8 protein-coding genes and 1 tRNA gene are annotated in these 16,178 nt (G+C 42.7%); 8 read left to right on the top strand and 1 reads right to left on the bottom strand.

The window, feature by feature from the left end; translation table 11 throughout:
* Window positions 1-23: 23 nt before the first annotated feature.
* Both A7985_RS00380 and A7985_RS00385 read left to right on the top strand, forming a co-directional pair.
* A tRNA-Ser gene (locus A7985_RS00380) sits at window positions 24-114 on the top strand.
* Window positions 115-492: 378 nt separating this feature from the next.
* On the top strand, window positions 493-3,051 hold the full coding sequence (locus A7985_RS00385; RefSeq protein ID WP_065788472.1) for a serine/threonine-protein kinase: 2,559 nt from the start codon (window positions 493-495) through the stop codon (window positions 3,049-3,051).
* Between the two features lie 66 nt (window positions 3,052-3,117).
* Here the strand turns inward: A7985_RS00385 and A7985_RS00390 are convergent, their stop codons facing one another.
* Complete coding sequence (locus A7985_RS00390) at window positions 3,118-3,585, bottom strand: hypothetical protein (RefSeq protein WP_141685233.1); 468 nt, start codon at window positions 3,583-3,585, stop codon at window positions 3,118-3,120.
* Window positions 3,586-3,732: 147 nt separating this feature from the next.
* On the opposite strand from A7985_RS00390, the gene A7985_RS00395 reads away from it, so the two are divergent.
* The 6 genes from A7985_RS00395 to recD all read left to right on the top strand — a co-directional run bounded on the left by A7985_RS00395 (window position 3,733) and on the right by recD (window position 15,964).
* Entirely contained in the window at window positions 3,733-4,815 is a 1,083-nt protein-coding gene (locus A7985_RS00395; RefSeq protein WP_065788474.1) for a 5-methyltetrahydropteroyltriglutamate--homocysteine methyltransferase, read from the top strand.
* Between the two features lie 99 nt (window positions 4,816-4,914).
* Window positions 4,915-5,895 carry a sensor domain-containing diguanylate cyclase gene (locus tag A7985_RS00400; RefSeq protein WP_065788475.1) on the top strand — a complete coding sequence of 327 codons (981 nt, stop codon included), beginning with the start codon at window positions 4,915-4,917 and terminating at the stop codon, window positions 5,893-5,895.
* A 233-nt stretch (window positions 5,896-6,128) separates the two neighbouring features.
* Window positions 6,129-7,157 carry a GGDEF domain-containing protein gene (locus tag A7985_RS00405; protein WP_065788476.1) on the top strand — a complete coding sequence of 343 codons (1,029 nt, stop codon included), beginning with the start codon at window positions 6,129-6,131 and terminating at the stop codon, window positions 7,155-7,157.
* Between the two features lie 107 nt (window positions 7,158-7,264).
* Window positions 7,265-10,561, top strand: a complete 3,297-nt coding sequence (gene recC / locus A7985_RS00410) for an exodeoxyribonuclease V subunit gamma (RefSeq protein ID WP_065788477.1) — start codon at window positions 7,265-7,267, stop codon at window positions 10,559-10,561.
* Window positions 10,548-14,081: an exodeoxyribonuclease V subunit beta gene (gene recB / locus A7985_RS00415; protein WP_065788478.1), complete on the top strand. Its 3,534-nt coding sequence runs from the start codon at window positions 10,548-10,550 to the stop codon at window positions 14,079-14,081. The genes recC and recB overlap by 14 nt, the downstream gene beginning before the upstream one ends.
* A complete protein-coding gene (gene recD / locus A7985_RS00420) occupies window positions 14,081-15,964 on the top strand; it encodes an exodeoxyribonuclease V subunit alpha (RefSeq protein WP_065788479.1) in 1,884 nt (627 codons plus the stop codon). Before recB ends, recD begins: the two co-directional genes overlap by 1 nt.
* The last annotated feature ends 214 nt before the right edge of the window (window positions 15,965-16,178 follow it).

Below are 16,178 nucleotides of genomic sequence, written 5' to 3' on the forward strand. Positions count from 1 at the left end.
AGTATTAGCCCCGCATTCAGTGCGGAGAGATGGCTGAGTGGCTTAAGGCGCACGACTGGAACTCGTGTATACGTTTATAGCGTATCGAGGGTTCGACTCCCTCTCTCTCCGCCATTCCTTTCCCTTTAAAATCAATCATTTATAAATTACTTACTCAATTTTGGGGCGATTTTGGGGCGGTCTTCGCCAAATCCTAATTGTTCACTAACGCGTTTTGACATGTCTGGTACTTCGTTGTGCATCCATTTTAAAAAGTACGATACAGCTTTAATGCTTGTTGCCAAACCTTCAAAATAATCATTTTATCGTACTTCCAAAGCATTTTTCGCTGTGGTCTATCAATTCATAGGCTGAGCAAGCGTGGATTTTATCGAAGGGTTATTTAAACCAGTAAATTGACCTTCTATCTACATTCCTTATTATTAATTATATAAATAAGATACAGTATCAGCAGTTTGCATGTATTCTCTTTTTCCAAGGCAGGTTGGCTAAATGGATATTGATAGGTGTTTCTCAAACACATACTTAGAGCCATTAAGGCATATTGCATCCGGCGGAATGGGGGATATTTATCTTGCCAAAGATACCCGCTTAGATAGAGAAGTCGCCGTCAAAGTACTGAAAAGACAGCATGATAATGGTGATGACAAAGAGTTTGATAAAATGTTGAGCGAAGCGCGCCTTATGGCTCGAGTCAATCACCCTAATATAGTGCAACTCTATGACATAATTGAAACAGACGATGGCGTATTACTCGTTATGGAGTATGTCAAAGGACGAACACTGGCGCAGTACCTGAAAGAATCTTTGATATCCTTTAATGACAAAATTGAGCTGCTACGTCAGGTAGCCATCGCAATTCACTACTCCCATCAACAATCCATCGTACACAGTGATATAAAAGCGGGCAATATCCTTATTACTGAACAAAAGGCAGTTAAGATCATCGATTTTGGCATTGCGAGCCTATTTAGCCAGAAGCGCTTAAACGGTGCCGAAGAAGCCCGTAGTTACGGCAGTTATGGTGCTATGTCGCCAGAGCAAATAAGAGGGGAACAACTCACGCAAGCAAGCGATGTATTTTCGTTCGGGATCCTAGCTTATAGGTTTATCTATCTCAAACACCCTTTTGGCGCTGTTAAGGGACCAGAACTCGCTGATGCTATCTTGAATAATAAAGCATTACCGGCTCATAAAATTGAAGGGGATGTGTCAGAGCAATGTCGTGACTTAATCAACGACATGTTAATGAAAGCGCCTCAAGACAGGCCCCAAAATATGCAGCATGTACTTTGTGTTCTAGAGAACGTGTTACAGCAATTGGAGCAAGACCTATCAGAAGAAACTCAGCCGCTGGGCGCTAACCTGCCTGACAAACGAGCAAACTCAATTCGTCCGCTCCGGTGGGGAGTGATCATTACATCCATCTTATTATTGTGTGTTGTATATCCGTTTTCCCTTGTTTTGGAAAACCATGAACGAATTAGATATGTGATTGTTTTGGAGCCTGAAATAGAGACAGAACAAGGTGTAAATGAACATAGCAGACTTACCAAGTTAGCCATCGATAATGTCGTTAGACAGACGGTAATTAACAGCGACAAATTCGAGCTCATAGCACATTCAGAGTACGAGTCCGAAGGTATCAGGCTACCCGACTTGGTTAAGGTGACTGGTGCCGATATTGTGCTTTTACCTGAAGCCAGATGTGAAGGAAAGTACTGTGATGTGAGATTATCTTTTTTAAATAGCGATAAGCTCGTCGTAGAAAAACAGCTATCAGGCAGTGTTCAAAGCAATGATTATGTGGCCATGGATACCATATTCCGCTCGCTTGCAGCCCATGTTCTTGGCAATGACGTACGTGAAGAAATGAGTCAAAGTAATGTAGATCCCATTGCGTACCAACGCTTTATTTCGTTATATGATGAAGTAAGTTTTAATGGCCGATATACCGTTGAAAACTTCAACAAAGCTGTAAATCTACTCGAACAAAACCCGAATCTGTTTTCTCTATATTCATTGCTCAGGGAGTTAGGCCTGGAGCTATACCATGCAAGTTCGGACAAGAATATTTTGACGCGCCTCAACCGACTTTTTCAGTATGCGCCCTCTAGTTATAGGAATTCAAAGGCTTACACTGTTGATATTGCTTACATCGCCATTGAAAGTGGTGATTACCAATTTGCCGATGAACTCATTGCTAAATTGTCCTCGTATGGTGAGTCAGCGTTAAGCTTTCATTTAAAGGGCAATTTAGCATATCAACAGCATAAACTACCGCAGGCTATCGCTCATTATCAAAAAGCTTTGCAGCAAAACCCGAGCTTGATATCAGGCTACAACTTGGCAATCGCACTGTATGACCATTCTCAAATCCAAGCCGCTCAGCAACAGTTTGAGTCACTTATTTCGCGATACCCTTGGTATCTCGAGAGTCATAGATTACTGGCTGATATCTATATGCTTGATGGCAATATTAGTGGTGCAATAGAGTTGTATGAAATGATTGGTTTCGAGAATATGAGTGCGATTGATCACAATAACCTTGCTTTAGGATTTCTGGTTATTGGAGACACTCAAAAAGCATTGAATCATGCAGGAAAAGCAGTCGCCATGAGCCCCGAAAATACGGCGTTCTTGCTCAATCTGGCGGATATCAATCAATTACTCAATAATAGTGATTCAGCCAATGACAACTATGCGAAAGTCATTGCGTTAAACTCAGGAAAGGAAGAACTCACGAAGTATCTTGAAAGCGGTCAGGCTTATGCTCAATTGGGGCATCATAAAAAGGCGCTAGAAGCTTTATACAGTGGTATAAAGTTGTCGACAGACAGTATCAGTTATTCCTACAGTGCTGCTTTGATTTATACCCTCTCTGGAGAGATAAAATCCGGTCTATTACATTTTAAAGACTCAAAAGCAGGTGGTTATACCGCTCAGTGGTTTAATCTACCTTGGTTTATACCTCTCTGTGTTTATGAAGAATTTAGAAAGCCGCTTTTGGAATTAGAGAAGGCAAATATCTGTCAATCTAAACCACGATGACAGTTGCCTTCAATTATTATTTGGCGAGCACTTTAGCCCCTAGTGGGAGGCGAGTGCAAAAGGCCACTACTTTGGTCTTCTCACCACAATAATAGGGTCAATAGCAAAAGAGAATGTATCTAGAGCCATGTTATTGGCTAATGTCGTTGGACGAGCAAAAAAGTTAAAACTCGCTCTAGCATCTTCTTTTGATTCAGTGACTTTTCTGCTGATGGTCAACTCACATGTTTTGTTATTGTTGAGCAACTTATAGCTAAAGTTCATCAGCGGATTTATTATAAGGTCAAATATTGGCGTGGATTCTGAAAAAGATAAGTGAGTGTGTTCGTCAAAAGTAAAGAGTAGCTTGTACTCCCCCGCGTCCGTCGGCTGAATGATAATGGGCGTTTCTACGAAGTTATTCTTTACATTGCCATCCTCTAAATGGATTGTTAACTCTTCTTCACCCCCTGGGGTAGGTAATCCATTTTGAAATACTGGTCTTTCAACAACTTGTTGTGTAATAGTAAATTTTAGCTCATTGGTTGTGTTCATAATGGCGTCCTCTATGAAGCCGTTAGACATGTAAAGTAGCCTATCATAGGTTTTCATTACACAGTATTACACCGTGTTTTAACTTGCCTTTAGAAATAAATGTCGCCTGCTATACTTGGATAAACTACCCTTGTGAATAGCTCAAGAATGAAGTCTTTAACCATTCCTTCTGAACAAATAGGTTCTATACCTCGTTCTGCACAGCTCATTAACGCCTACCAGAGCTATTGTGAAGGCAAGCTTGCATATAGTGTGTTGAATGAAATGGCTGAACATGAAACCTCACAGGTAATGGACGATTTAGAAGCTCTAGGCTGTGAGGTACTGAGTGATGGAGAGCAAAGAAAATTTGATGGGTTTGCCCATTACTGCCTGCATCATTCTCAGCGATTCGGTAAAGAGGGGCTTGTCGTCGACTTCTCTGATGGCCATAAACGTTTGTTTGCGCCTCATCTTAGTAAGCCACCTTTTAAGTATGAGCACACTGCCGATGAGTTTTTGGCCTTTGCACTCAAGCAAACTTCTAAACCAGTTAAACAAGCGGTGATTTCTCCATCTATGCTAAGTTTGGTTTATCCTCCTAAAGGGCTTGAAGGATATAACCATCAACAGTTCATAAATGACCTAATTAAAGAGCATGTTTCAGAGGTAAAGCGGTGTTTAGCACTCGGGGCATATAAAGTGCAGATTGATTTTACTGAAGCGAGACTATCGCTCAAGTTAGATCCCTCGGGGGGCATGCTGCATTCATTTGTTGAACTGATTAATACCTGTCTTGCAGAGTTTAGTGAGCAGGAACGTGAGCGGATTGGTGTGCACACATGCCCAGGTGCCGATATAGACGCGACACATAGTGCAGAAATAGATTATAAACATTTATTGCCCACTTTGTTCAATATTCAGGCTGGTTGCTTTTACGTTGCATTAAAAGGTGAGCGGGAGCCTAAAAAAGTGTTGCGACTCATCGGTAGTATCATTAAACCTTCTCAGCAAGTTTTTATTGGCGTTACGAATCCAATTAACCCTAATATAGAAACTCCAGAAGAAGTCCGAGATCTCATATTGATGGCCACAAATTTCATTCCATTGTCACAGTTAGGAACAACTGATGATTGCGGCTTTTCACCATTCGCTGATGATGTTTCTACAGCTCGAGACATCGCTTATAAAAAAATCAGTGCGCGACTGGCGGGTACTAAGTTGGCTGAACAGACTCTATTGGGTGGGTAATTGACTTGAAAGTGTTGGCTTTTTCGAAAGTTATGGGGGAGGACGAAATTTTGGAGAGCGCTATGTCATATTCGGTGCCAGTTTCCTTCTGTGGTGTCTATGAGTGAATCATTGTTAAGACAACAAATTGAGCGGCTAGAGCAACAGCTGTTAGATTTGGAGATGGAGAACCACGCACTGATGCAAAGGGTCTCCGCTTCAAAGCTTGAAAACTATAAATTGAGAGAGATTCAAAAATTAGCCAAAGTAGGTACGTGGAGTTTAAATCATCTAAGTTACAGCCTGTTTTTATCAAAGGAACTACAATCGCTGCTGTTTGGTGACGTTACCCAGAATAAAGCACTCAGTTGGAATGATTTTCTGGATTTGATTAGCAGTGATAGCGATAAAAATATTGCGCAATCTATCACTGAAGAGGTCGTCTTAGGTGGCAAGAAAAAGGCCTTTGAGCACAGTATTAAAACATCAGATGGGCAGATTAAACATATTCGACACTATTGTGAGACTTTTTACAACTCAATAGGGCAGCCGTTGAATTCGGTTGGCCTTATGCAGGACATCACAGAAGAGAAAGAAAATGCGATGCAGTTGGAATTGTTATCTATTACAGATGATTTGACAGGCCTTTATAACAGGCGAAAGATGAATGAGGTATTAGTCAGCCAGCATGACATTGTTCAGCGCTATCAAAGTGATTGCTCCGTTATTTTATTAGACTTGGATTGTTTTAAATTATTCAATGACTTGTTCGGTCATCAAATGGGAGACATTGTATTGACTACGATTGCCAATACAATGCGCAGCTGCTTGCGCAATGCGGACATTTGCGGTCGCTGGGGAGGCGAAGAGTTTTTAATTGTTTGCCAGAACACAGCTTGTGAATCCGCCGCTGTTGCAGCAGAAAAACTAAGAAGTGCATTTTCAGCTATTGAATTGTCATGTGCGAGAACCGTCACTGCGAGTTTTGGTGTTGCACAACTTGTCAAAGGGGAGGCACTTGGCGCTTTTTTGCAGAGGTTAGATAAGGCTTTGTACCAATCCAAACATGACGGGCGCAACAAAGTCAGCGTTTCTAATTAACCCAGCCAAGCATAAACATATCTGAGATTTCGAGTAACTTTAAGCGATATAGAATTTTCAATTGCCGAACGTTAAAAACTGGCCAATAATTAAGCATGGCGCGGTAAGCGTGATGTTTCACTGAAGCCAGAAGGGCTGGGCAAAGTACATCTTACTTCTGGTTTCGTTTGAGTGCAGACTAGTGGTGTTGAGACTCTGGTTGCGTAAGAGAACAAGTACCTTATGGGCGTGTGATGCAAGAAGAGTTATTAAATTCAGTAATTAGAATTACAAAAACGCGAGATATTGACTCGCTAGAATATAGCTTATTGTCGACGATACAAGAGTTTATAGTGTGTCAAAGTATCTCCGTGTACAAGACTATCAGTGGTAATGGGCCGTGCAATGTAGAGCGCAGCTTGTCTTTGAATGTCCGAGACGTGGGTGAATATGAGTGGCTAGATAGAGAAGTCATCGATATGCCACATGCAGAGTTAAGCTCCTGTTTACAATCCGCGTGTAGCATTACAATGCAAGAGCCCTCAGGTACAGAGCGGCGCTGGTTACCTATTGTGATCCATGATAATCCTGTGGGTGCCATTGAAGTGAAGTGTGAAGGGTTAGACAGTGCACAGCAAGTGATGCTAAATGCCTTTGTGCGTATTTATGAGAACTACTTAACTATCCTTCGTGAAAATGAAAGAGATAAGCTAACGGGGTTATTAAATCGGCAAACTTTTGATAAAAAGCTCAAACAACTGTTAGAAAAGCAAATGATAGAGCAAAATCGCGCGATTAGAGATGGCGCAGATCTGCGCTCTCAACATCAGGGCGCAACGTCTTGGTTAGCAATGATTGACATCGATCACTTCAAAAATGTGAATGACACCTATGGGCATGTATGTGGTGACGAAGTACTTTTGATTTTGGCGCAGCGTATGCAAGACTTTTTTCGTTCTACGGATCTCTTGTTTCGATTTGGTGGAGAGGAGTTTGTTATCGTTTTTGAACCGGCAGATTATGATTCAATCAAAGACAAAATGAGCAAATTTCTTAATTTGATACGCCAAACGCAGTTTCCTTTTGTTAAGAGGTTAACGGTCAGTGTGGGGTTGGCTCGAATAAGCCCTTATGATTTTCCTATTAACGTCTTAGAGAATGCCGATAAGGCACTTTATTTTGCTAAAGAGCATGGTCGGGATCAAGTGAGTTTTTACGAGGAGCTCGTTTCTCGCAAGCAGGTTACAAACCACATAGAGAGCAGTGATATCGACTTGTTCTAATGCGTCGATATCACACTACCCAATACGGGTTATTTGATTATTTTGCTGTTCTATCTTAGACATTTTTTTTAAACTGTTGATCCTTGTCTATTTCCAGCTAAGTTCTTATGTTGCATATAATTCAGTCTAACCGTATGGAAGCGCTGCAAAGTCAATTTAATACGGTAATGAAAACAGCGCCGCTCGACGATCCATTTCAACAAGAGATAGTGCTGGTACAATCGCCCGGTATGTCCCAATGGCTTAAAAATGGCTTGAGCAAAAGCGTGGGCGTTGCTGCACAAATAGACTTTCCTCTACCGCTCAGTTTTATTTGGCGTCTTTATCAGCAGTTTTTACCAGATGTACCTGCAGAATCTCCTTACAACAAAGCGAATATGACGTGGAAGCTGTTTAATGTTCTTCCTACTAAGCTTCAAGAGCCAGATTATTACTCACTGGCCAGTTATTTAGAACTGGACTCAAAAAATGTGCTTGAGTGTGGTAGCGACGAGTTAGATAGCCTAAAGCTGTTTACGCTGTGCGAGAAAATTGCCGATGTTTATGACCAATACTTGATGTATCGGCCTGACTGGCTCGCAATTTGGGAATCAGGAGAGGATAAATTAACCGACGTTGATGTAACCGTTGCAAGTTGGCAGCCCGATCTATGGCGAGCGCTGGTTTTTCACACTCAGCAGTTGGGGCAGAGCACCTACAATCGAGCCAACATGCATGAACAGCTACTTACTGCGCTGACAAATGCGAAAGCTGAAGACTTACCAGAGCGCATTTCAATTTTTGGCTTGTCTGCCATGCCAACCAGTCAACTTGAAGTTTTTCAGGCGCTTGGCTGTAAAACAGAAGTATTGCTGTTCTTCTTTAATCCCAGTGAACATTATTGGGGCGACTTGGTCGATGAGAAAACACAGGCAAAGATAAATGCAAAGTATGCGAAGCGCCCGTCTATAGAAGCTCAAAACGATGAAGAACAAGACTATTATAATATTGGTAACCCGCTGTTATCTTCATGGGGGAAACTAGGGCGAGATTACCTAGAGCAATTGCTACAATTGGACGCGCGATGGCTCGACGGGTTTGTGGAGGACTTTGCAGACAACCTGCTGTCTAAAATACACGATGAAGTGTATCAATTGGCATTTAAGGGGGAGTCTTTACAGGCAGATCCAAACTGGTTTGTTAATGATGAAGGCAAAATTGCCATTGATTTAGAAGACAATAGTATCAGGTTGCAAGATTGCCATACGCCTTTAAGAGAAGTTGAGTGTTTGCACGACCATTTACTAGGGCTGTTCAATCAGCACCCTGACTTAACGCCCAAAGATGTGATTGTAATGATGCCAGATGTTGGGCGTTATAGTCCTTATATTGAGGCGGTATTTGGTAGCGCACAAGAGGCGCGAAAAATCCCATTTGCTTTGGCCGATATGGCAATTGAACAAGAAAAACCTGTATTAACCTCTTTTGTCACGCTGGTTAATTTGCCTTTTAGCCGCTTTGGTGTATCGGATATTTTGGATCTACTTGGTGTCGAGGCTATCGCGAATCGCTTTGAAGTGGAAGATCGAGAATTTGAGCAAATTAAATTTTGGCTTGAGCAGGTCGCGATTAGGTGGGGGCTAGACGCAAAAAATAAAGCGGAGCATGGTTTACCTGAAATACCGCTAAACACATGGTTACACGGTCTGAATCGTTTACTGTTGGGTATTGCAAGTGAGCGAGAAGATATTGCCTATTCCGACGTTTACCCAGCTGACTTAGTCGAGGGAATGGCAATCAATACTTTGAGTAAGCTGATTGCATTTGTTGAAGCACTCAATACGGCTAAAGTAAGCCTGAATAGGCCCGCGAATTTAGCGCAAAAAGCTGAGCTATTAAATCAGCTGATAGGGGAGTTTTATCATCAAGAAGCCGAACAAAGCTGGGATTTAATGTTACTGACGAAACTAACGGAGATATTACAAAAACACTTTGACAACGGTGATATGTTAGGCGATGTAGAACCACGAGTTGTCGCTTATCTGATAAAGCAAGGGATTGGTGAAAAAGGGGTTGGGCAGCGATTTTTAGCCGGAGCTGTCAATTTTTGCACATTGATGCCAATGCGCGCAGTGCCTTTTAAGGTTGTTTGCTTACTTGGTATGAATGATGCCGACTATCCGCGCCAAGTTCAGCCCATTGGCTTTGATCTGGTGCCAAACTCAACACGCCGAAAAGGTGACCGATCACGTAAATTAGATGACAGATATTTGTTTTTAGAAGCGTTGCTCAGTGCGAGATTGCACTTTTACGTGAGCTTTATTGGCAGGTCATGCTTTAATAATGAGATACAAGTGCCTTCAGTATTAGTGAGTGAACTCTTCGAGTATATTGACCGAAGCTTTTACTACCCAGACAGTCATATTAAACCCAGTATACAGCTCAAGCAGAGCGCGCCGCTGCAGCCTTTTAATCCCATTCATTACCAAACGGGCGCACAGCATAGCTATAACCCGAATTGGTTATTACCATTTGACGCGCAAGCAAATTCTTCAGCATCGCCAATTGATTGCATATTACCTGATGAATTAGAAGTTACTCAGTTGATGCGTGCTTGTACCGCGCCTCAAAACTACTTTTATTTGCATTGCTTGGGGGTCAAAATCAATCCTGTAACAGAATATCAGGATGATTCTGAGCCTTTTGCTTTAGATCCACTGACACGCTATCAGTATTTACAGGAAATCGTCGAGTGTAGTTTAAACGGCACACAGATGAAGGTTGAACAAGTGCTTCAAAGAGGTGAGCTTGGACAAGCCTTTATCGGTGAAATCCAGCTAGAGTCGTTACAGCAGCGTGTATTACCTATGATTGGGGTATTGAAGTCGCACTTGATAGGGGTGCGAGAACCTGTTGAAATCGCTTTGGAGATTAATGACGTAAAGTTAGTCGGCTGGTTGGATAAGCTCACCGCCAGTGAACAAGTGTTTTATCGTCCGGCAAGTATAAAAGCAAAAGATAAAATCAGGGCGTTTATTTGTCATTTGTTGGCGAATTTAACTGTCTGTACAATGCCAACAGTGGTTATTGGATTGGATGAGCAGGTCACCTTCGAGCCGATTGATGCCCAAAATGCCGAACAACTTCTTTGTGTGTGGGTGGAGTTCTATAAACAAATTATCACACGCCCTGTTCCTTTTTTCCCAGCCACGAGTTATGCATTTGCCAGCACTGAAGATTTAAGCAAGGCACAAAATAAATTTGCTGGTGGGCAATATATTGGTATTGGTGAGTCAGAAGACCCTTACGTGGCCCTTAACTTTAATACCCTCGAATCATGTTTGGAAGAGTTTATGTCCTTAAGTAAATCTATTTTGGGCCCTATGATTGCACTTGAAAAGGAGTCTCAGCATGGAGATGCTTAATCCGCTTACCATGCCTCTTCACGGTCATAACCTAATTGAAGCAAGTGCCGGTACGGGTAAAACCTATACCATTACAGCGCTGTATTTGCGTTATTTGCTTGGCCTTACTGGAAATAACCAAGATACGATCCTTGGGGTGGAGCAAATTCTGGTCGTGACGTTTACAGAGGCTGCAACGCAGGAAATAAAAGACAGGGTAAGGGCGAGAATCATCGACGCCCGAGACGCTTTGTTGGGGTCTCCTTGTGAAGATCCGATAATCTCAGCGGTGTTATCGCAAGTAGAAGATCCGCAAAAAGCCTTTATGCTTCTTGACGCAGCAGCTAAGTCTATGGATGAGGCGGCTATTTTTACCATACATGGCTTTTGTCAAAGGATGCTAAAGCAACATGCATTTGAGTCTAGGTTGAGCTTTAACTTGGAGTTTATTCTAGATGAAACTGAGCTGATAAAAATGGCCATTGAAGATTATTGGCGTAAGTTTTTATACACCTTGGATAAGGAACAAACAGCACTTGTCTTGGAACAATTTGCTCATCCGCAGAGCTTAATGAAAAAGCTATTGCCACTTTTGAGCAAGTCTAATGCAGTGCTGACGCCACAAGTTAAATTGGAAGATGTCTTAGCAGCCAGAGCGCAATACCAACAGCGTGCGCTACAGTTCAAACTTGCGCTGCGAGAATCAGATTTTATCGGCTGTTTAGAGCAATCGGCACTTGCCAAAAATAAAGCGCCGGGACGAAAAGGCAATATTCAGGCGTTGGCAGATTATATTGCGTCGGATCACTGGTATTTTGAATTTGGGAGCAGTGGCCATTCGTTTGCTTTGTGGGGCAGTGCCCAATTGAGTGACCCTAAAAACTACAAAAAGAATGCGGCGCTTATCAGTCATTCGATGACTGTCCAATTTGATGAGATGGCCAGCTTGCACCACAAAGTTAAGCATCTATTTCCGATAGCGTTGTTACAGCATGCGCTAGAACATGTGAAGGTCATTTTACTAAACCACAAGCAGTTACAAAGTTCGATATCGCCCGATGACTTATTGAGCAATTTATACCAAGCATTACAATCAGAGGTAGGCGAAGATCTCGCGAACAAAATTATTCAGCAATATCCCGTTGCACTGATTGATGAATTTCAGGATACAGACCCAATTCAATACGGCATTTTTAGCTCTATTTATAAAAATGATGAAAGTTGTGGGTTGACGATGATAGGTGATCCAAAGCAAGCAATATACGGCTTTCGAGGCGCGGATATTTTCACCTATATCGGCGCAAAGGGCGCTGTTGCGCAAAATCGACAATTTACATTGGCGAAAAACTATCGTTCCGCTAAAACAGTTGTAGCAAGCGTGAATGCCATTTTTTCTCAGCATGAGAATAGTTTTATCTTTAATGATGCGATTCCATTTTATGCTGTAGATGCGCAGGGAAAACCATCAGAAAAGAGCTTATCAATCGAGGGTGAGGCAGAGAGTGTTTTGCGCTTTTGTGTCTATGGCAACGAGGGGGAAACGGCTAGCAAGGCGCATGCATATCCAGTCTTAGCAGACATATTTGCAAATAAAGTTGCGACCTTGCTCGCAAAATCAAAGCAAGGTCTAGCGTGCATTGGCGACTCGCCTGTTAAGGCCGCTGATATTTGTGTTCTGGTGCGAGATAGAGCAGAAGCTAGAGTGATGAAGCAGGCATTGAAAGCCTGTGGCATAAGCGCTGTGTATTTGGCTAGAGATAGCGTATTTGGGCAACCTATCGCAAGGGCTCTTAGCCAATTTTTACAAGTGCTACATGGTCCTTATGATGAAGCAGCATTGCGAGGTGTGCTCGCAGCGCCACTCTTCTCGCTCGATTATGAGCAAATATTTACTTTGTCTCAAGACGAGGTCCAATGGCAAAGCTATTTGGATTTATTCGCCGAACTGAAACAGATTTGGTACCGCAGTGGGGCGATGGCAATGCTAGAAAAACTGTTAGTACATAATCAGTTAGCAGATACATGGCAGCGATGTGGCCATGAAGTAGAGCGCTGGTTAACTGATTATCGACATTTAGCGGAGCTGTTACAGCACAAGCAAATTGAGTTAGAAGGTACTCAGCGGGTACTAAGATGGCTGAGTATTCAGTGTTCCGAGTTAACGTTAGACGGTGCACAGCTACGCTTGGAAAGTGACGCAAACCTAGTAAAAATTGTCACTATGCATGCATCTAAAGGGCTTGAATATCCGATTGTTTACATGCCATTTGCTACGGGGTATCGAGAGCCTAATGAAACAGTTTACCACTCGAACAATACTTTGGTGGTTGACTTGGAAGCTGATCAAGCCGCACAAGAAAAAGCAGCCAAAGAGCGCTTGGCAGAAGATATTCGCCTATTGTATGTAGCGCTTACACGAGCCGTACATTTTTGTGAATTGGGTATGTACAATTTACCTCTTGGTAGAAGCAAAAAGCTTGGGATAAACCAAACATCGCTAGGTTTTGCTTTGTTTGCCAATACGCAGTTTAAAGATGCACGAGAATGGCATGACGCACTGCACGCTATTTGTGACGCGAATGTTGCTATGTCTGCAGAAATCGTAAATGAAGCCGAGCTGAGCCATTTTCAATCCGATGAGGATGAAAAGGCTGGTGAGCTTTCAGTTAAAACGCAACCTGCGCAGATTGAGTGTGATTGGCGTACAACGAGTTTCAGTCAATTGAGTTACTTATCGCACCATGATGAACGGCCATCTGGTGCTCTGGATGAGCATCATGAACTTGATTTACCAACGCTTAAAAAAACGACCGTTAAGTCGCCTTATACATTTGTAAAGGGGGCTAAAGCAGGTAGTTGCCTACATGAAATATATGAACAAATTGACTTTACCAGTGCACATTCTCCGTTAAGCTCAGACAAGCTACCGCTTCAAGAGTCAGTGACTGCTTGCCTAGAAAAATATCAGCTAGATCAGGCGTGGCTAGAGTCGGTGTGTCATTGGGTTGAGCATAGCCTTAGCACCCCTTTGTCACCCTGTGGTGAACTATCGTTGAGTGTATTAAAACCTCAAGATTGTCTCGTAGAAATGGAGTTTTTCCTGCCACTTAAAAAACTGCAAGCGAGTAGGCTCAATAAAGTCGTGAGTGAAATCACAGGACAGCCCAGCTTTTTGAGATTTGAGGACGTTCAAGGCATGCTCAAAGGTTTCATTGACCTTATTTTTAGATGGCAGGATAAGTATTACATTCTTGATTACAAATCGAATTATTTAGGTGATAAAGCGGATGATTATGATGACGAAAATTTACAATCAGCGATGTCTTCTCACCAATATCATTTGCAATATTTAATCTATACGGTTGCGCTGCATAGACTACTAAAATATCGCCTAAAGAACTACCAGCCACAAACTCACCTCGGGGGCGTGTTTTATTTATTCCTAAGGGCGCTGCCCGATGGAGAGGGAATTTATTTTAATCAGTTAACAGAGTCGCAGTTACTCATGTTAGATAGCTTGTTCGAACAGGAGGGGGAATAATGTCTCAGTTTTCCCTAGACTTCAGCCAAGGTGTATTTGACGATAAGTTGTTTCAAGCAACTTTATTGGAACAAAATAAGGTTAGAGAGGTTGATATTGCACTGGCAAAATTGCTTTGTCAGGGGAATGCGGGGGATGTTTTCTACTTAGTTTTGCTTTTACTACAAGCAGAGCAGAGCCAGCATAGTTGCTTGGTTTTGGCTGAGGTAGATTGGTTTAATCCCTATGGTTTACAAAGTGAGTTACTAGCAGAAGGCGTTGAGTTGACGCCTTTTAAAGACCAAGAACAGACAATAGCGACGCTCCAACGCCACCCGGCTGTCGGGGAAGATAAACCTTTAGTACTTTTTGAAGAGCGACTCTATCTTGCCCGTCTGGCACACTATGAAGCCTACTTGGCGCAGCGTTTCACCGCATTATCAAACCGACCTATTGCGATCGAACAAGAAAAGCTACGCGACTTACTTAACCGCTACTTTCCTGAACAAAGTTCGGAAGATATCGATTGGCAGAAGGTGGCCTGTGCAATCGCCGCTTTAAGTGCCTTTTGCGTAATTACCGGGGGCCCAGGTACAGGTAAAACAACGACGGTGACAAAACTTTTGGCGATTTTACAGTCTTTGTACCAAAGTGCCCCTCTAACAATTAAATTGGTGGCACCGACGGGAAAGGCCGCGGCGCGATTGAGCGAATCTATTATTGGGGCAAAAGGGCGCTTGTCGTTGGACCCCGAGCTCGCAGCTCGTATACCTGAACAGGCTCAAACTATTCACCGCTTGCTAGGCGTGATCCCAAACAGCAATAAGTATAAACATAATGCAGATAATCCATTGCATCTCGATTTGCTGATCGTAGACGAGGCGTCGATGGTGGATCTCTCCTTGATGGCAAAACTGGTTGCTGCGTTGCCTGAAGGTGCAAGGCTGTATTTACTAGGAGACAAGGATCAGCTTGCTTCAGTTGATACCGGGTGTATCCTCAATGATTTATGTGCTGATCTGGTACTCGGGAAAAATCCTACCTATTCACAACCGCGAGCGCAGCTACTCAATGAGGTATGCTTTGATGGATGCTCGCTGCTGAGCGGTGCTAAAAGCGCTTATAAGCTTCAAGATGCGATGGCATTCTTACAAAAAAGCCATCGCTTCAAAAGCGACAGCGGAATCGGCCAATTGGCTTTGGCGGTGAATAATAATGACCAATCGCATTTAGACTGGGTGCTGCAACGTGGCTTTAATGAGTTGAGTATGTTCAACTTGTCGAACGAGGCCTATTTAGATATGGTGGAACGCGCAGCATCCCATTACAGCCGCTATATTCAAGCAATGCAGGCACACCAAAGCCCAGAAGTGATCCATGGTCTTTTCTCCGAGTACCAATTGTTGGCGGCAGTAAGAGAAGGCCCTTACGGAGTGAATGAGCTAAATAAACGAGTAGAGCGCCAATTAGCGCAGCACGGCTTAATATACCCTTATAGTCGCTATTATGCGGGCATGCCCATTATGATCACGCAAAATGATTACCAGCTAAAACTTTTTAATGGGGATATTGGCATAATATTGCCTAGTGAAGGGGGACAATTACAGGCCACTTTTATTGATGAGCAGGGCTTTTTAAGAGTTTTCAATCCGGCTCGATTACCGAGCCATGAGCTTGTTTATGTGATGACAATACACAAATCTCAAGGCTCTGAATTTAACCACACAGCAATGATATTACCCCCAATACAAAGAGCCAGACAGGGTGTCAATAGGCAGCTGGTCTATACGGGTATCACGCGGGCTAAAAATCACTTTGAGCTTGTTTGCCAACCTCAAGTTTTGAGATTGGCTATGAAAAAATCGGTGGGGCGAAGTTCTGGATTAAAAATGAGGCTAAATTAAAGTAAATAACTTGTTTTTTATTTGTTTCATTTTGATATTGGGCTATTGTTATGTGTGAAGCAGGCAGACGACAATTTAACTGCTTTAATATTGCCCAGTGAATGTGCCGCCTAAAGCAGTATGGCGGCCTTTTTTATTGAAATCATTATAGATTACACATTGGCTTGATGCGCTACCCGCTCCTACCGTGGGGTCCTACTCTGATGCATATCCT

The organism is Pseudoalteromonas luteoviolacea (genome assembly GCF_001696455.1).
Taxonomy (GTDB): Bacteria; Pseudomonadota; Gammaproteobacteria; order Enterobacterales; family Alteromonadaceae; genus Pseudoalteromonas; species Pseudoalteromonas luteoviolacea_C.